This is a genomic window from Methylobacterium sp. FW102-HT35C08 (assembly GCF_058790235.1).
Window position 1 is genome coordinate 1,160,405 of the sequence record NZ_JBYTCL010000002.1, and the last position, 16,338, is coordinate 1,176,742.

At 68.7% G+C, this 16,338-nt stretch carries 16 protein-coding genes; 8 read left to right on the forward strand and 8 right to left on the reverse strand.

Translation table 11 applies throughout. From position 1 onward, the window contains the following. Positions 1-17: 17 nt before the first annotated feature. From fdhE to AC3WSN_RS05690, 5 genes are all read right to left on the reverse strand, one after another. On the reverse strand, positions 18-1,013 hold the full coding sequence (gene fdhE, locus AC3WSN_RS05670; RefSeq protein WP_492536693.1) for a formate dehydrogenase accessory protein FdhE: 996 nt from the start codon (positions 1,011-1,013) through the stop codon (positions 18-20). A 3-nt stretch (positions 1,014-1,016) separates the two neighbouring features. Continuing rightward, the gene (locus AC3WSN_RS05675; RefSeq protein ID WP_492536694.1) at positions 1,017-1,739 is read right to left on the reverse strand and encodes a formate dehydrogenase subunit gamma; all 723 of its coding nucleotides are present in this window, start codon (positions 1,737-1,739) and stop codon (positions 1,017-1,019) included. A 156-nt stretch (positions 1,740-1,895) separates the two neighbouring features. Then, positions 1,896-2,831, reverse strand: a complete 936-nt coding sequence (gene fdxH / locus AC3WSN_RS05680; protein WP_192710034.1) for a formate dehydrogenase subunit beta — start codon at positions 2,829-2,831, stop codon at positions 1,896-1,898. A gap of 15 nt (positions 2,832-2,846) precedes the next feature. After that, on the reverse strand, positions 2,847-5,927 hold the full coding sequence (gene fdnG / locus AC3WSN_RS05685) for a formate dehydrogenase-N subunit alpha (protein ID WP_492536695.1): 3,081 nt from the start codon (positions 5,925-5,927) through the stop codon (positions 2,847-2,849). A 153-nt stretch (positions 5,928-6,080) separates the two neighbouring features. After that, complete coding sequence (locus AC3WSN_RS05690; protein WP_492536696.1) at positions 6,081-6,431, reverse strand: hypothetical protein; 351 nt, start codon at positions 6,429-6,431, stop codon at positions 6,081-6,083. Positions 6,432-6,609: 178 nt separating this feature from the next. On the opposite strand from AC3WSN_RS05690, the gene AC3WSN_RS05695 reads away from it, so the two are divergent. The 7 genes from AC3WSN_RS05695 to AC3WSN_RS05725 all read left to right on the forward strand — a co-directional run bounded on the left by AC3WSN_RS05695 (position 6,610) and on the right by AC3WSN_RS05725 (position 12,474). Beyond that, complete coding sequence (locus AC3WSN_RS05695) at positions 6,610-6,795, forward strand: hypothetical protein (RefSeq protein WP_492536697.1); 186 nt, start codon at positions 6,610-6,612, stop codon at positions 6,793-6,795. A gap of 494 nt (positions 6,796-7,289) precedes the next feature. Further along, positions 7,290-8,327, forward strand: coding sequence for a sulfate ABC transporter substrate-binding protein (locus tag AC3WSN_RS05700; RefSeq protein WP_192710037.1), 1,038 nt, complete (start codon positions 7,290-7,292; stop codon positions 8,325-8,327). 11 nt (positions 8,328-8,338) lie between these two features. Continuing rightward, positions 8,339-9,193 (forward strand): sulfate ABC transporter permease subunit CysT, encoded by an 855-nt coding sequence (cysT, locus tag AC3WSN_RS05705; protein ID WP_492536698.1) that lies wholly within the window; start codon positions 8,339-8,341, stop codon positions 9,191-9,193. Then, positions 9,186-10,067: a sulfate ABC transporter permease subunit CysW gene (gene cysW / locus AC3WSN_RS05710; RefSeq protein ID WP_492536699.1), complete on the forward strand. Its 882-nt coding sequence runs from the start codon at positions 9,186-9,188 to the stop codon at positions 10,065-10,067. Before cysT ends, cysW begins: the two co-directional genes overlap by 8 nt. 58 nt (positions 10,068-10,125) lie before the next feature. Beyond that, the gene (locus tag AC3WSN_RS05715) at positions 10,126-11,109 is read left to right on the forward strand and encodes a sulfate/molybdate ABC transporter ATP-binding protein (RefSeq protein WP_373622890.1); all 984 of its coding nucleotides are present in this window, start codon (positions 10,126-10,128) and stop codon (positions 11,107-11,109) included. 39 nt (positions 11,110-11,148) lie between these two features. After that, the gene (locus AC3WSN_RS05720; RefSeq protein ID WP_492536700.1) at positions 11,149-12,198 is read left to right on the forward strand and encodes a cysteine synthase A; all 1,050 of its coding nucleotides are present in this window, start codon (positions 11,149-11,151) and stop codon (positions 12,196-12,198) included. Positions 12,199-12,318: 120 nt separating this feature from the next. Further along, positions 12,319-12,474, forward strand: a complete 156-nt coding sequence (locus AC3WSN_RS05725; RefSeq protein WP_007563230.1) for a hypothetical protein — start codon at positions 12,319-12,321, stop codon at positions 12,472-12,474. A 46-nt stretch (positions 12,475-12,520) separates the two neighbouring features. Here AC3WSN_RS05725 and AC3WSN_RS05730 read toward each other — a convergent pair whose 3' ends face one another. Continuing rightward, positions 12,521-13,999: a S1 family serine peptidase gene (locus AC3WSN_RS05730; protein WP_492536701.1), complete on the reverse strand. Its 1,479-nt coding sequence runs from the start codon at positions 13,997-13,999 to the stop codon at positions 12,521-12,523. A 195-nt stretch (positions 14,000-14,194) separates the two neighbouring features. Here AC3WSN_RS05730 and AC3WSN_RS05735 point away from each other — a divergent pair, with 195 nt between their 5' ends. Next, the gene (locus tag AC3WSN_RS05735; RefSeq protein WP_192710041.1) at positions 14,195-14,371 is read left to right on the forward strand and encodes a hypothetical protein; all 177 of its coding nucleotides are present in this window, start codon (positions 14,195-14,197) and stop codon (positions 14,369-14,371) included. Positions 14,372-14,407: 36 nt separating this feature from the next. On the opposite strand, the gene AC3WSN_RS05740 is transcribed toward AC3WSN_RS05735, so the two are convergent. Then, entirely contained in the window at positions 14,408-14,707 is a 300-nt protein-coding gene (locus AC3WSN_RS05740) for an alkylphosphonate utilization protein (RefSeq protein WP_192710042.1), read from the reverse strand. Positions 14,708-14,877: 170 nt separating this feature from the next. Beyond that, the gene (gene ccrA, locus AC3WSN_RS05745; RefSeq protein ID WP_192710043.1) at positions 14,878-16,164 is read right to left on the reverse strand and encodes a crotonyl-CoA carboxylase/reductase; all 1,287 of its coding nucleotides are present in this window, start codon (positions 16,162-16,164) and stop codon (positions 14,878-14,880) included. Positions 16,165-16,338 lie beyond the last annotated feature (174 nt).

Consider the following 16,338-nt stretch of genomic DNA (forward strand, 5'->3'; position numbering starts at 1 on the left):
CGCCGGGGGAGGGGCGTTCAGATCACGAACAGCAGGTTCAGCCCGGCGCGCCGGAACCCTTCCTCGGCGATCTTCAGATCGAGCCCGTAGGAGGCGATGTCGTCCGCCACCGGGTCGAGGGCCGGGGCCCGGTGCTGGTGCAGGTGCTTGATGTAGCTGTGGCAGGTCGTGCAGGTCTCGACCTGGATGTCCTTCGAGACCTCGTCGAGCCCGTAATAGCTGACGTTCTCGCCGTCGCCGCAGGCTGTGCAGCGGATCCGGACGTGGTTCCAGTACGTGCCGCAGAGCGAGCAGCTCAGGTACCGAGCCTTGTCGGCCGGGGTCCAGGCGACCACGACGCTCGCCACCGGCGCGCCGCCGCAGCAGGGGCAGACGCCGTCGGCCACCGGCTTCAGCGCCTTGGAGTCGAGGCGCGCGGCCTGCTGGGCGAGGCGGACCTGCAGCGCCGCCGAGACGAACACGCATTCGGCGATCCGGTCCACCGGCAGTGCCCCTTCGAAGACCTGCAGGGCGAGGTCGAGGCGATCCTCGCGGGAGGCGGCACGCAGGGACTCGCGCGCCGCGGCCGAAGCTTCGGGCGCCGTGTTGAGGTCCAGCGCATCGAGCAGCGCCAGGAGGGTGACGTCGAAGCCCGTATCGGCCTCCAGGCTGTGCCGCGACAGGGGCGGCATGCCGTGCTCGCTCCGCAGCGCCAGATCGGCGGCCTCCGGCAGCGCGGAAGCCGGGTCCTGCGCCTGGATCACGCTCTGCGCCCGGGCGACCTCGGCGACGAACCGGAGATAGGCCTCCAGCGGATGACCGGGCGCGGCCTCGGCCAAGCGGGCGGCGCGGTCGGCAAACAGCGTCGTCGGGTCCGGCAGGCGGACGAACGGGACCGAGCCGGAAATCCCGATCTTGTCGGGATCGGGCTTCAGCTCGCTGAAATCCCGGCGGCGGGGTTTGGGCGCCTCGGCGGGCGTCGGAGCCTTGTCCGCGGCCGGAGCCGCGGGTTTACGCTTGAAGAAATTGGCCACAACTCAGGATCCGCGCTTGTCCACCGAGCCGTGGCGGGCCTTGCCGCCGGCAATCTGCCGGAACCACTTGCGGTGATGCCGGTAGGCCCAGCCGCCCGTGACCGTGCCGCGGACCATCGCCCGGCCGGTGCCGCGCACCCAGATACCGGCATAGATGTGGACCACGATGATCGCGATGGCGATCACGGCGGCGAGCGAGTGGGCGAGCAGCGCCCAGCGCTGGGTCTCGATCGAGGTGAGGCCGCCGAAATAGGTGTTCCAGATCACGAGGCCGGTGACCAACATCACGCCGATCAGCGCGGTCTGGCCCCAGAACACGCCCTTCTGGCCGGCATTGTACTTGCCGAGCTCCGGCAGCCGGTCGTCGCGATTGGTGACCACGTCGCCGATGTGCTTGGTCCACTCGACATCGTCCTTGTTGGGGATGTTGAGCTTCCAGAAGCGCACGAACAGGAAGAAGAAGCTGATGGCCAGCGCGACGCCGAACCACGGGTGGATCGCCCGGGTCGCCTGCCCGCCGCCGAACAGGCCGGTGAGCGAGAACAAGTAGGGTGTGAACATCGCCAGCCCCGAGAGGGTCAGCAACGTGAACAGGATCGCGGTGATCCAGTGGTTCACGCGCTGCACGCCCGTGTAGCGCGGGACGTACATCACCTCCGGCGCCGCGGACTTGGCGTGGTGGAGGGGGCGGGGATCGCCGTCCCGGATGTCGCTGGGGATCGTCATCGGCCTTCTCGCGCCTGATGCGGTGCCGGCCCCGCATCGCCGCGGAGGTGGCTCTGAAACGAAAAATAAAGTGGGACGGCTGCGCCGTCTCCACCGTGTCGGCTCCTGGATCCGCCTTTCTCCCTCCCCCCGGAGGAGAAGGGAAATCGTCGCATCTCAGTGCGGCCGGGCCTCGCCGCCGCCATTCTCGCGGCGCTTGGCCTCGTCGTACTCGACCGCCTCTTCCTCCTCCTCGGGCACGACCTCGTTCGGGCCGGCCGTCACGTAGTGGAAGAAGCCCGCGACCGCGGCGAAGCCCATCGCGGCGAGACCGAACACTTTGGCGCCGCCCTTCCAGAAGGCGACCAGCGGCGAGATCTTCGGGTCGTTCGGCAGGCCGGCATAGAGGCTCGGCTGATCGGCGTGGTGCAGCACGTACATGACGTGCGTGCCGCCGACCCCGGCCGGGTCGTAGAGACCCGCCTTGTCGAAGCCACGCGACTTCAGGTCCTCGACGCGGTCGTGGGCCTGATCGATCATGGCCTGCTTGGTGCCGAACATGATCGAGCCGGTCGGGCAGGCCTTGGCGCAGGCCGGAGCCTGACCCACCGCCACCCGGTCCGAGCACAGGGTGCACTTGTACGCCTTGTGGTCGGTCTGGCTGATGCGCGGGATGTTGAAGGGGCAGCCCTTCACGCAGTAGCCGCAGCCGATGCAGTTCTCCTCGATGAAGTCGACGATGCCGTTGGAGTACTGCACGATCGCGCCCGGCGACGGGCAGGCCTTCAGGCAACCCGGTTCGGTGCAGTGCATGCAGCCGTCCTTGCGGATCAGCCATTCGAGGTTGTTGGTCTCCGGGTTCTCGTACTCGGTGAACCGCATCAGGGTCCACGACTTCGGCGTGAGGTCGTGGGGGTTCTGGTAGGTACCCGTGTTGACACCGATGTCGTCGCGCAGGTCGTTCCACTCCTCGCAGGCCGACTGGCAGGCCTTGCAGCCGATGCACTTCGACACGTCGATGAGTTTGGCGACCTCCACCTGACGGCGGATCTCCGGCGGCGTCTCCGTGGAGGCGGAGCGCTGGCGGATGTCGAGGGAGCTGTAATCAGCCATGTCTGCCGCTCCCCCTTACGCGACCGCGTCCGACGGAGGCGTGGTCGGCTCGATGTTCACGAGCCAGGCCTTGAACTCCGGCGTCTCGGTGTTCGCGTCGCCGACGACGGGCGTCAGCGAGTTCGGGTGCCATCCTTTCTTGGTGTGGCCCATGAAGCCCCAGTGCTGCGGGATACCGACGACGTGGACGGGCTTGCCGTCGCAGATCAGCGGCTTGATCCGCTTCGTCACCACGGCCTTGGCCTTCAGAGAGCCGCGCTTCGACCAGACGCGGACCCAGCCGCCCTTGGCGATGCCCTTCTCCTTGGCGAGCTCCTCCGAGATCTCCACGAAGGCCTCCGGCTGGAGGATCGCGTTGATCCGGGCGTGCTTGGTCCACCCGTGGAAGTGCTCGGTCAGGCGGTAGCTCGTCGCCGCGTAGGGAAACTCCTTCGCGTCGCCGAGATCGGCCAGATCGTCCTTGAAGATGCGGGACGCGGGCGCGCCCTTGATCTTCGGGAAGGCGAGGTTGGCCACCGGGGACTCGAAGGGCTCGTAATGCGCCGGGAACGGCCCGTCGCGCATGAGACCCCGGGTCCACAGGCGGGCGACGCCCTCCTGGTTCAGGATGAACGGCCCGACGCCCTTATCGGGGGCAACGGTGACGCCGTAATCCGGCACGTCGAAGCCGATCCACTGCTTGCCGTTCCACTCGATGAGCTTCTTCTTCTCCGACCACGGACGACCCTCGGGGTCGCACGAGGCGCGGTTGTAGAGCACGCGCCGGTTGGCCGGCCACGCGAAGGCCCAGTTGGGCGCGATGCCGCGATCGCCGGGATCGGTGTTGTCCCGGCGGGCCATCATGTTGCCCTTCTCGGTGTAGCAGCCCGAGTAGATCCAGCAGCCGCAGGCGGTCGTCCCGTCGTCCTTGAGCTGGGCGAAGCCGTCGACCTGCTTGCCCGCCGGGATGATGGTCCCGTTGAGGTCCGGCGTCGGCGCCAGCGTGTAGCCGTTGAGCTCGCGGGCGAGCTCGGTCGGCGTCGGCGACTCGGCGATCGCGTAGTCCCACTTCAGATTGACGATCGGGTCCGGGAAGGCCCCGCCGTCCTTCTTGTAGGCCGCCTTCACGCGGAGGAAGATCTCCGACATGATCTCGATGTCCGAGCGGCACTCGCCCGGCGCCTCCTGCGCCTGCCAGTGCCACTGCAGCCAGCGGCTGGAGTTCGACAGCGAGCCTTCCTCCTCCACGAACAGGGTGGTCGGAAGCTCGAACACCTCGGTCTGGATCTTGGTCGGATCGACGTCGTTGTACTCGCCGTGGTTCTCCCAGAACCGGGCCGTCTCCGTCTTGAGCGGATCCATCACCACGATGAACTTCATCTTGGAGAAGGCTTCCGTCATCTTGGCACGATTCGGGAACGACAGCAGGGGGTTGAAGCCCTGGATGACGTAGCCGGTCATCTTGCCCTGCTTGGCGAGCTCGAACCCACGGATCACGTCGTAGGTCGGCACGTCGAGCTTGGGCAGGTAATCGTACGCCCAGTCGGTCTCCTTCGTGGCCTTGTCGCCCCACATCGCCTTCTGGAACGAGACGAAGAACTTGTTGTAGTTCTGCCAGTAGCTCGTCTGTCCGGGACGCAGCGGCTTGAACTGCCGCTTGGCGATGTAGCTCGCGTAGTCGGGCTCCTTCTCCACCGGGATGTTCAAATACCCGGGAATGAGGTTCGACATCAGCCCGATATCGGTCAGTCCCTGGATGTTGGAGTGACCGCGCAGGGCCTGCATGCCGCCGCCGAGCACGCCGATGTTCCCGAGCAGGGTCTGCACGATGCACATCGAGCGGATGTTCTGCGAGCCCTTGGAGTGATGGGTCCAGCCGAGTGCGTAGAGCGAGGCCATCGACTTCTCGGGGGAAGCCGTCGTCGCCATCATCTCGCAGACCTTCAGGAAGGTCTCCTTGGGCGAGCCGCAGATCTTCTCGACCATCTCGGGCGTGTAGATCGCGATGTGCTTCTTCAGAAGCTGCATCACGCAGCGCGGGTGCTGCATCGTCTCGTCGACCACGGCGTAGCCGTCGGGGCCGATCTCGTAGTCCCAGGTGGTCTTGTCGTAGTCGCGCTTGTCCGCGTCGTAGCCCGTGAACAGGCCTTCGCTGAAGTCGTAGCCCTCGCGGACCACGTACCCGGCGTTGGTGTAGGCGGAGACGTAGCGGTGCTGCAGTTTGTCGTTGTCGAGCAGGTACTTGGCCACGCCCGACAGGAAGGCGATGTCGGTCCCCTGCCGGATCGGGCAGTAGAGATCGGCCACCGACGCCGTGCGGGTGAAGCGCGGATCGACGACGATCAGCTTGGCATTGTTATGAGCTTTCGCCTCGACGACCCACTTGAAGCCGCAGGGGTGCGCCTCGGCGGCATTGCCGCCCATCACGGTGATCACGTCCGCGTGCTTGATGTCCATCCAGAGGTTGGTCATCGCACCGCGTCCGAAGGAGGGCGCCAAACTGGCGACCGACGGACCGTGTCAAACTCTGGCCTGATTGTCGAAGACCAGAGCCCCCATGCTTCGGACTGTCTTGTAGGTCAGCCAGGCCGTCTCGTTGGTGGTGGCCGAGGCGCCGAGGAAGCCCATCGTGGTCCACCGGTTGACCGTGAGGTCGCCGTTCTTGGCCACGAAGTTCTTGTCCCGATCCTCCTTCAGGAGGGTCGCGATCCGGTCCAGGGCGAAATCCCAGGATACGCGCTTGAACTCCGAGGAGCCCGGGGCGCGGTGAAGCGGGTACTTGGTGCGGGTCTCGGCGTGCACGAAGTCGAGCAGCGCCGAGCCCTTCGGGCAGAGCGTGCCGCGGTTGACCGGGTGATCCGGATCACCCTCGATATGCATCACCGAGGAGCGCGCGTTCTTCGAACGGTCGCCCAGGCTGTACAGGATGACGCCGCACGCGACCGAGCAATACGGGCAGGTGTTGCGGGTCTCGCGCATCTGCGCGAGCTTGAAGGGCCGCACTGCGGCGGCCATGGCGGGCTCAAGTCCGCCGAATCCGAGCGCGCCCAGCGAGCCGCCCGCGAGGCCGGCGCCGGCCCCCTTGAGCAGGCCACGCCTTGAGACCTGGACCGTCATCTCCGCTCCATAAAGCGATCTGGTATAATTCCAGGGTGTCCCAAAAAATCGTGCCCCAGGCAAGTGCGGTGGCGTGACACAGCAAACGGCTTTGTCCCGGGTGAACCAATACGTTCACCCGAGCCATTATCATCCTGCCGCGAAACGATTTTTTTACTTGCTTGGATTCGCCGGGTTGGTCCCCGAGGGGCTCGCCGTGCGGTGCTCCAGGGGAGCCTGCGGCTCGGTGGCGGAGGAGCCGCCAGGATTGGCCGGCGGGACCGGACGGTTCGCGTTTTCCTGGATCGAGTGGCCACTCGGATCCGGAGCGTCCTTGGCGGCAGATTGCTCCCGGGGGACAGGCGCTTGGCTCCAGCCGTCCTGGGCGCTGCGGGACTTATCGCCCATGGCATCGATGCCCTTGATCTCACCCGGCTTCGTCTGAGCGCGAGCGGGCGACCCGACCGCCACCGCCGCGAGGATTGCCAGCATCGGCAAGGAAATGAAGGAGAGCGAGCAGGACAAGGAGCGGCTCCGGGCAGGGCGGGATCAGCCGGGCAACGTTGCCCTCGCGCGGCCAGTTCCGACCTGCGACGCCGGCCGCGCCCGACCATGGCATGCCAGCCCTGCGTCGCGCGCAGTGACACCTCCTTAACCAAGCGTGGCCATTCTGGCCGGGAGCAGAAGCGAGGGTTTCCGGATCATGTCGAAACCGCTTCCGGAGCGTCCTGGCGAGACGGCGCCGAATTCCACCGCCGCGACCCTGACCGCAGGCGTGCGCCGCCATCTCGGCCAGAACCTGCGCACCCTCTATGCCGACACCCTCGCAGCGCCGGCCAATCAGCGCCTAGAAGACTTGGTGGCCCAGCTCAGCAAGCCGAAGCGCTGAGACGATTGCATCGCCAGCCGCTCCCGCAGCTTACGAACGTCTCTCCGAGATCGCCTTACCCCCGGCGCAGTGAGGGCGCTGAACCGGCGTCTCGGCCCGGCGCGATCCTGTGCACGGGCACACGAGCGACGCGACGCCCAACATCGACGGGCGCCGATGGACCGACACGGTGCGCACCGCGCACGTTCGGACCGGACACCGCCAGACACTTATTCATGTGTGATGGCGCACGTCAGATCGTTCGATTCGCCAAACCCTGCGAGGCGTAAAGTTTCTTCCCCGTGGAGTTGGTCCGGGAGAAGATCCATGCCATCTGGGCAGCTACATCTCTGATCGGGCTTGCGTTCTCGGCGAATCCGACGATCCTTCGTCAGGCATGAACTCGCGTGGCTTCACGCGTCGAGCTTGACTTCGTTCGATAAAAAGAACGATTTCCCGGCACCTGGGGCTCAGGCCCCTGCGACGCATCCGCGAACGGCTGGGGATCGGACGAGATGAAGAACGCTTCAGGCCAGGGCTGGGTCGCCCGGGCGATCGGGCTGTCGCTGCTGGCCGGAGCCGGCCTATGGACCTGCGCGCTGCCGGCCGCGGCGGAGACGGCGCTCCTGAACGTCTCGTACGATCCGACCCGCGAGCTCTATCGGGACATCAACGCCGCCTTCGCGGAGCAGTGGAAGGCGAAGACCGGCGAGGCCATCACGGTGCGGGCCTCCCACGGCGGCTCGGGCGCGCAGGCGCGCACGGTGATCGACGGCGTCGACGCCGATGTGGTCACCCTCGGCATCCCGTCCGACATCGATGCGATCGCCAAGCTCACCCACAAGATCCCGGATGACTGGCGCAGCAAGCTGCCGAACACGGCGACGCCCTACACCTCCACTGTGGTGTTCCTCGTCCGCAAGGGCAATCCGAAGGGCATCAAGGACTGGGCCGACCTGATCAAGCCGGACGTGAAGGTGATCACCCCGAATCCGAAGACCTCCGCGGGCGGGCGCTGGAACTTCCTCGCCGCCTGGGGCTACGCCTACAATCAGGACAAGAAGGCTGACGCGGCCGACGCCTTTGTCGGGCAGGTCTACAAGAACGTGCCGGTGCTCGACACCGGCGCCCGCGGCTCCACGGTGACCTTCGCGCAGCGCGGCCTCGGCGACGTGCTCCCGACCTGGGAGAACGAGGCCTACCTCGTGCTTCAGGAATTCGGTGCCGACAAGTTCGACATCGTCTCGCCGCCGAGCTCAATCTACGCTGAGCCGCCGGTCGCCCTCGTGGCGGTCAACGCCGAGCGCAAGGGGACGACGAAGGCCGCGCAGGCCTATCTCGACTTCCTGTACACCGACCGGGCGCAGGCGATCTTCGCCAAGCACCATTACCGGCCGATCAAGCGTGAGGCCGCGGCGCCGGCCGACCTCGCCCAGCTCCCCGACATCAAGCTGTTCAAGATCGAGGATCTGCAGGGCTCCTGGGACGAGATCCAGAAGCGGAACTTCGACGCCGGTGGCCTGTTCGACCGTTTGAGCCGGGCTGGCCGCTGAGGCTTGAGACCATGGTCGAGACGCCCCGCCCTCGTTGGACCTTCCGACGGCCGAGCGTGATCCCGGGCTTCGGGATCAGCTTCGGCTACACGCTGACCTGCCTCGGCCTGATCGTCCTCCTGCCACTCGCCGGCTTGGTGGTGAAGGCCTCGGGGCTGGGTCTCTCCGGGATCTGGGACGTCGCCACCGATCCGCGGGTGGCGAGCGCTCTGCGGATCAGCTTCGGCGTCTCCGCCATCGCGGCGCTCGTCGCCTCCGTGTTCGGGTTTCTCGTGGCCTGGGTGCTGACGCGCTACCGCTTCCCGGGTCGCAAGCTCGTCGACGCGGCGGTGGACCTGCCCTTCGCCCTGCCGACCGCGGTCGCCGGCATCGCGCTCGCCTCGCTCTACGCCCCGGACGGGCTGCTCGGCGCGCCGCTCGCGCGCCTCGGCATCCAGGCGGCCTACACGCCGGTCGGCATCTTCATCGCCATGGTGTTCATCGGCCTGCCCTTCGCGGTGCGGACCGTGCAGCCGCTGATCGCCGAGATCGACAAGGAGATTGAGGAGGCCTCCGCCACCCTCGGGGCGACGCGGTTCGGGACGCTCACCCGGGTCGTGCTGCCGCCGCTGATCCCGGCGGTGCTCACCGGCTTCGCCCTCGCCTTCGCCCGGGGCGTCGGCGAGTACGGCTCGATCATCTTCATCGCCGGCAACCTTCCTTACGTGTCGGAGATCGCGCCGCTCCTGATCGTCATCAAGCTCTCCGAGTTCGACTACGGCGGCGCCGCGGCGATCGCCACGATCATGCTCGGGATCTCGTTCCTGACGCTGCTCGCCATCAACCTGATCCAGGCCTGGTCACGGAGGCGGTTCGGCTATGTCTGAGATCTTCTCGCCCGCCTTCGTGCCCGCCGCCAAGCCGGCCCCGGCCGCCTCCGAGGGCGCCGGCGTCCGCGCGGTCCTGATCGGGATCGCGGTGGCGTTCCTGGCCCTGTTCCTGGTGCTGCCGCTGTTCGCGGTGTTCATCCAGGCCTTCTCGAAGGGGATCGACGCATTCCTGGACGCCTTCCGGGAGCCCGATGCGTGGAGCGCGATCCGCCTGACCCTGACGGTGGCGGCGATCGCGGTGCCGTTCAACGTGGTGTTCGGGCTCGCCGCCTCCTGGGCCATCGCCAAGTTCGAGTTCCCCGGCAAGTCGCTGCTGATCACCTTGATCGACCTGCCGTTCTCGGTCTCGCCGGTGGTCTCGGGGATGATCTACGTGCTGCTGTTCGGGTCCCAGGGCCTGTTCGGCTCCTGGCTCGTCGATCACGGCATCCAGATCCTGTTCGCGCTGCCGGGGATCGTGCTGGCGACGGTGTTCGTGACCTTCCCGTTCGTCGCCCGCGAGCTGATCCCGCTGATGCAGGAGCAGGGCACCGCCGAGGAGGAGGCGGCGCTGACGCTGGGCGCCTCGGGCCTGCACGCGTTCCGGACGGTGACGCTGCCCAATATCCGCTGGGGCCTGCTCTACAGCGTGCTCCTCTGCAATGCCCGGGCGATGGGCGAATTCGGAGCGGTGTCGGTGGTGTCGGGCCACATCCGCGGCCTGACCAACACCATCCCACTCCACGTGGAGATCCTCTACAATGAGTACAACTTCGTCGCCGCATTCGCCGTCGCTTCGCTCCTCGCCGTCCTTGCCCTCATCACCCTCGTCCTCAAATCCGCCCTCGAATGGCGCTTCGCAGGCGACCTCGCGCACGGCCGGGCTCACTGACCGGGTCTCCACGGCGATCCGGGTCGAGAACGTCTCGAAGACCTTCGACACGGCGGCGGTGCTGCACGACCTGTCGCTGGACGTGCGGGCGGGCGAGCTGATCGGGCTGCTCGGCCCCTCGGGCTCGGGCAAGACGACGCTGCTGCGCATCATCGCCGGGCTCGACGCGCCGGACCGGGGCCGGATCCTGTTCGGGGGCGACGACGCCACGGGCCTGCCCGTGCAGGAGCGGGCGGTGGGCTTCGTGTTCCAGCACTACGCCCTGTTCAAGCACATGAGCGTCGCCGACAACATCGCCTACGGGCTGAACGCGCGGCGCCGCGCCGACCGGCCGGCCAAGGCCGAGATCAAGCGCCGGGTCGGCGACCTGCTCGACCTGATCCGGCTCTCAGGCTTCGGCGACCGCTACCCGTCGCAGCTCTCCGGCGGCCAGCGCCAGCGTGTGGCGCTCGCCCGAGCGCTCGCGGTCGAGCCGCGGGTCCTGCTGCTCGACGAGCCGTTCGGGGCGCTGGACGCCCAGGTCCGCAAGGACCTGCGCCGCTGGCTGCGCGAGATCCACGACCGCACCGGCCAGACCACGATCTTCGTGACCCACGACCAGGACGAGGCCCTGGAGCTGTCGGATCGCGTGGCCGTGCTCGACCGGGGCCGCCTGGAACAGGTCGGCACCCCCGACGAGGTCCAGGAGAACCCGGCCTCTGCCACGGTCATGAAGTTCCTCGGCGATTCCGTCGAGGTGGAGGCGATCGCCGAGGGCGGGCGCGTCCTGGTGCGGGGCCGCGAGACACCGGTCGTCGCGCCGGCCGGGATCATCGGCCCGGTGAAGCTCTACGTGCGGCCCTGGCAGCTGCAGCTCGCCGAGCCCGAATCCGCGCACCTGTCCGGCACCGTGCGCAGCTCGTACCGAACCCAGGGGCGCCAGCGGATCGAGGTGGTCGACGCCGAAGGGCGCGTGCTGGCCGTGGAGGATTTCGACGGCGTGCGCTACGCCGCCGGGCACCCGGTCGGCCTGCGGATCAATGGCGGGCACGTGTTCGGGTGAGGCTCGCCAGCGGCAGCGCAGCATCCTAGGCTCCCGATCATGACCGTACCGAGTCGCGAACCCGCCGCCGACGTGCTGACCGCCATCGGCCAGACGCCGCTGATCCGCCTGCGCCGCGCCTCCGAGGAGACCGGCTGCACCATCTACGGCAAGGCCGAGTTCCTGAATCCCGGGCTGTCGGTGAAGGACCGTGCCGCGCTCTCCATCGTGCGGGACGCGGAGGCGAAGGGCCTGATCCGTCCGGGCGGCACGATCGTCGAGGGCACCGCCGGCAACACCGGCATCGGCCTCGCCCTGGTGGCCTCGGTGCGCGGCTACCGGACGCTGATCGTCATACCGGTCACCCAGTCCGAGGAGAAGAAGCAGACTCTGCGGCTCGCGGGCGCCCGGCTGGTGGAGGTCCCGGCCGTGCCCTTCGCCAACCCGAACAATTACGTCCACGTGGCTCGGCGCCTTGCGGAAAAGCTCGCCGCGACGGAGCCGGCGGGCGCCTTCTTCGCCGACCAGTTCGACAACGTCGCCAACCGGCAGGCCCATATCGAGGGTACCGGCCCGGAGATCTGGGCGCAGACCGGCGGCCGGGTCGACGGCTTCGTCTGCGCGGCCGGAACCGGCGGCACGCTCGCCGGCACTGCCGAGGCCCTGCGCGCCCGGAATCCGCAGGTGCGGATCGCGCTCTCCGATCCGGAAGGCTCGGCCCTCTACGCGCATTACACGACCGGAACGCTGAAGGCCGAGGGCTCCTCGATCACCGAAGGCATCGGCCAGGGGCGGATCACCCGCAACCTCGAGGGCTTCACCCCCGATCGCGCCTTCCGGATCCCGGACCGCGAGGCCCTCGACATCGTCTTCGGCCTGATGCGGGAGGAGGGGCTGTCGCTGGGCGGGTCGTCGGGCATCAACGTCGCCGGAGCGATCCGGCTGGCGCGGGACCTCGGGCCCGGCCACACGATCGTGACGATCCTCTGCGACGGGGCGGCGCGCTACGCCTCCAAGCTGTTCAATCCGGCCTTCCTCACCGAGCGCAACCTGCCGGTGCCGTTCTGGCTCGACGCGCCGGAGGAGGCGCTGCCGGACTGGCACGCTTGAGGCCGGCGGCCGCATCCGGACTTTTCACACAAAAGCTTGGCTGGGCGTTGAACGGAACGGATTGTCGCAGCGTTTGAACGGTCACGCTCGCATCAGCGCAGCCGTTCGGAGAGCCCGACCATGTCCCTCGTCACCATCCTGCTCATCATCCTGATCATCCTGGCCTTCGGCGGCGGTGGCTTCCTCGGCGGCGGTGCGTATCGCGGTCCCGGCTTCGGCCTCGGCGGCATCCTGCTGATCGTTCTGATCGTGCTGCTGGTCACCGGCCGGCTGTAAGCCCGATCTTGCGCGGATGGGCGTCGGCTCGCCGACGCAAGCCCGCTCAGCGGCAGGTGATCGCCACGACGGCGGGCGCGACCACGCCGGGACCACCATCCCGGCGCGGCGTCGCCGCGGAGAGGCCCTGGGCCGCCAGGAAGGCCGCGACGGCCCGCGCCGGCACCAGCGGCAGGCGCGCAGGCGGCACCACCCCGGCGACCCGCCGCGGCGCCGCGGGATAGCGGGCGACGAGTCCGACGAGGGCCCCCGACCGGTCGAGCACCGGCGCACCGCCGGATCCCGGCTGGAGCGCGGCGATCACATCCCCGCCCCGCGCCTCGCCGGGCGCGGCCTGGACCCCGTCCGGGCCCGGCGCGAGGGCGATCAGGCTCTCCTCAGTGCCGACGGGATCGGTCCGGATCGCAGGCTGGAGCGGGGCAGGAGCACCGGGAATTTCGAGGAGGGCGAGGCCTGCGGGATCGGTGGCGAGCACCCGCGCCGGCGCCGACCCGACCCGGGGCTGGGCGCAGCCCTCCAGCACCGCGGCGGCGGTCAGCACGCGTCCCGGCGCCACCGTGAGACCCGCGCCCGACGCCGGAGCGGACGACAGGCTCGCCGGCTTCAGGGGTGCCGCGGCCTGCGGCGGGGGTGCCGGTTTGCCGGCAGCGCGGGTCGCCGGAGCCGATCCCGGGCCTGCCGGGATCTGAGCGGCCGGCGCCGCGGCGGGGTCTGGAAACGGCACGAAGGCGTTCGCCACGGCAATGACGAGCCGGTCGACCTCCGGCGCCAGAGCGCGGTCGTAGCCGAGCAGGAAGCCGCGCACGCCCTCCGGTCCGGAGGCATAGCGGATGTAGGACAATCCCGGCCCGGTCTCGGCGGTGACCACCACGGCGTCGGGCCGCCGCAGCTTGTAGGTCACCTTGCGGCCGGGGAGCGGCGCGGTGGCCTTCTCGAACAAGGTGTCCAGGGTCTCGGTCCCCGGCGGGAAGACGCGGGATTCCAGGGTCACGCGGCCGTCCTGGCTCTGCCACCGGGTTCCGGAGGGCAGGGCGGTGCGCTTCGCCAGCAGGCGCTCGGGCACCCCCATCAGGGCACCGGTGCCGGGATCGACCGAGACGCGGAAACGCGCCGCATTCCGCGCCGCCGCGCCGGCGGCAAGCAGCGCCGCCCGGACGCGCGGATCGAGGGGGTCGGCCCCGCCAGTCCGGGCGCCGTAGGCGTTGAGCGCCTCGAAGGTCCGGCGCCCGAAAGCCCCGGACACCACGGCGTTGAAGTCGCCGGTCCAGACCAGGGCGTCCTGGACCGCCTTGCGCTCGGCTTCCGGCAGCGCCTCGAAGGTCACCTTCGCGGCCTCGAAGGCGGGATCGGCCGGAGCCCCGGCCACGGGCGCCGGCCTCGGTGCGGCCCAGGCCGGCACCGGCCGATCCTGAGCCTGGACCGGCAGGCTGCCGAAGGCGATCAGGATCGCGAGCGATGCCCCGCACCGGGAGCGGCCGCGCGACGCGCCCAGAGGCCGACACCGCGACGAGTCACCCGAATCCATCTCCGCCCCCCGACCGTCGTCGTCCCGATCCTGGCAGAGGCCGCAGCGGCAGGCCAGATCAAACCGCCTCTCCGCCCCGGTGCACCCGGAGCGGCAATGCGCTACAGGGCGGATGTCCGGCCCTGGGCGGCGGCCGGATCGCCGGATCGGTCGACCGGCCACGCGAGGCCGCCCCGGTTCGACGCGGAGCCCGGCATGAGCGACTCGAACAACACCTTCAAGAAGGCGCCCAAGCGCAAGCCCACCAAGGGCAAGAGCATCAGCGTCTCTCCGGAGATGCGGCAGGCCTATGCCGACCTGATCCAGCAGCGCGCGGACAAGGAGGAGGTCTACGGCCGCCATCTGCCGCAGGACGAGTCGCGCCGGCGATAACCGACAGACGGCGATCGTCCCGGCACGGCCGTCCACTCAGCGCTTGCGCACGAATTCGGTGCGCAGCACCAAGCCCTTGATGGTGTCGTGGCGGCAGTCGATCTCCTCCGGGTCGTCCGTGAGCCGGATCGACCGGATGACCGTGCCCTGCTTCAGAGTCTGGTTCGCGCCCTTGACCTTGAGGTCCTTGATCAGCGTGACCGCATCGCCGTCGGCCAGGACATTGCCGGCCGCGTCGCGGACGGCAATCGTCTCGGGGGGCGCGGCCGCGGACCCCGGCGGGCGCCATTCGCCCGTCGCCTCGTCGTAAACGTAAGCCTCGTCGTCGCCGCTCAAATCCGTGCCCCCTGTTCGGATCGGGGCCGGGTCCTGTCAGGATCGCGTGGGCCCGTCATCCGCGCGTCCCGGCACACCGAACCGGTCAGCGAGTCGGCGCGGGACGCCGGGAGCTTAGCCGATCGGGCCGGCCCCGCGCGAGAGCGGCGGGGCCGGCCCGACGGGGTGCCTTACCGCTTCAGCGGGCCGGCCTCGATCACGTCCTCGACCGTGCGCAGGCCGGCGCGGGGCGCGTTGACGAGGCAGGCCATGTTGCCCGGCGGGTGCTGGTTCTTCCACATCTTGGTGTGGGCCTGGGGGATCTTGTCCCAGGGGAAGACCTCGCTCATGCACGGGTCGATCCGCTGGTCGAGCACGAACTGGTTCGCCGCCGAAGCCTGCTTGAGGTGGGCGAAGTGCGAACCCTGGATGCGCTTCTGCCGCATCCAGACGTAGCGGGCGTCGAAGGTGATGTTGAACCCGGTCGTGCCGGCACAGAACACCACCATGCCGCCGCGCTTCACCACCAGCGCCGAGACCGGGAAGGTCGCCTCGCCGGGATGCTCGAACACGATGTCGACATCCTGCTTGCCGGTGATGTCCCAGATCGCCTTGCCGAACTTCCGCGCCTCCTTGGTCCAGGCGTGGAACTCGGGGCTGTTGACCTTCGGGAGCTGCCCCCAGCAGTCGAAGTCCTTGCGGTTGATGACGCCCTTGGCGCCGAGGCTCATGACGTAGTCGCGCTTGGACTCGTCCGAGATCACCGCGATCGCGTTGGCGCCGGAGGCCGCGCAGAGCTGCACGCCGAACACGCCGAGGCCGCCGGAGGCGCCCCAGATCAGCACGTTCTGGCCGGGCTTGACCGTGTGCGGCGCGTGGCCGAACAGCATGCGGTAGGCGGTGGCGAGGGTCAGCGTGTAGCAGGCCGCCTCCTCCCAGGTGAGGTGCTTGGGCCGCGTCATCAGCTGGCGGGACTGCACCCGGCAGAACTGCGCGAAGGAGCCGTCCCCGGTCTCGTAGCCCCAGATGCGCTGCGAGGGCGAGAGCATCGGGTCGCCGCCGTTGCACTCCTCGTCGTCGCCGTCGTCGCGATTGCAGTGGACGATGACCTCGTCGCCGACCTTCCAGCGCTTCACCTTGGAGCCGACCTTCCAGACGATGCCGGAGGCGTCGGAGCCCGCGATATGGTACTCGCCCTTGTGGACGTCGAACGGCGAGATCGGCTCCCCGAGGCCGGCCCAGACGCCGTTGTAGTTCACGCCCGCGGCCATGACGTAGACCAGCACCTCGTCGTCGCCGATCTCCCAGACCGGCAGCACCTCGAGCTGGTGGGACTGCTCCGGGGGTCCGTGCCGCTCGCGCCGGATCGCCCAGGCATACATCTTGGCCGGCACATGACCCAGCGGCGGGATTTCACCCATCTCGTAGAGGTCCTTGACCTCTCCGCCCGTCGGACTGATCGCAGCGCTCGCCGCCATCTCGCTCTCCTCTCGTCCCGCGTGTTGCTCACGGCCGCGGTTCTCCCTCGCGCTATAGCGGCGATGCTTGAGGCCTCCAAGTGGGTCGAAAGTCGAAAGCCGATGGTTTCCGGCATGAAAAAGGCGCCGGCACAGGGCCGGCGCCCACGTATTCAAATTCGGCTTTTCGAACGA

What these genes read in the sequence shown, in the direction of transcription:
- AC3WSN_RS05675 (WP_492536694.1), bottom strand. Translation starts at nt 1,739, where the DNA reads ATGACGATCCCCAGCGACATCCGGGACGGCGATCCCCGCCCCCTCCAC.
- AC3WSN_RS05700 (WP_192710037.1), top strand. Translation starts at nt 7,290, where the DNA reads ATGAAGAACGCTTCAGGCCAGGGCTGGGTCGCCCGGGCGATCGGGCTG.
- cysW (WP_492536699.1), top strand. Translation starts at nt 9,186, where the DNA reads ATGTCTGAGATCTTCTCGCCCGCCTTCGTGCCCGCCGCCAAGCCGGCC.
- fdxH (WP_192710034.1), bottom strand. Translation starts at nt 2,831, where the DNA reads ATGGCTGATTACAGCTCCCTCGACATCCGCCAGCGCTCCGCCTCCACG.
- AC3WSN_RS05735 (WP_192710041.1), top strand. Translation starts at nt 14,195, where the DNA reads ATGAGCGACTCGAACAACACCTTCAAGAAGGCGCCCAAGCGCAAGCCC.
- AC3WSN_RS05720 (WP_492536700.1), top strand. Translation starts at nt 11,149, where the DNA reads ATGACCGTACCGAGTCGCGAACCCGCCGCCGACGTGCTGACCGCCATC.
- AC3WSN_RS05725 (WP_007563230.1), top strand. Translation starts at nt 12,319, where the DNA reads ATGTCCCTCGTCACCATCCTGCTCATCATCCTGATCATCCTGGCCTTC.
- ccrA (WP_192710043.1), bottom strand. Translation starts at nt 16,164, where the DNA reads ATGGCGGCGAGCGCTGCGATCAGTCCGACGGGCGGAGAGGTCAAGGAC.
- AC3WSN_RS05695 (WP_492536697.1), top strand. Translation starts at nt 6,610, where the DNA reads ATGTCGAAACCGCTTCCGGAGCGTCCTGGCGAGACGGCGCCGAATTCC.
- AC3WSN_RS05730 (WP_492536701.1), bottom strand. Translation starts at nt 13,999, where the DNA reads ATGGATTCGGGTGACTCGTCGCGGTGTCGGCCTCTGGGCGCGTCGCGC.
- cysT (WP_492536698.1), top strand. Translation starts at nt 8,339, where the DNA reads ATGGTCGAGACGCCCCGCCCTCGTTGGACCTTCCGACGGCCGAGCGTG.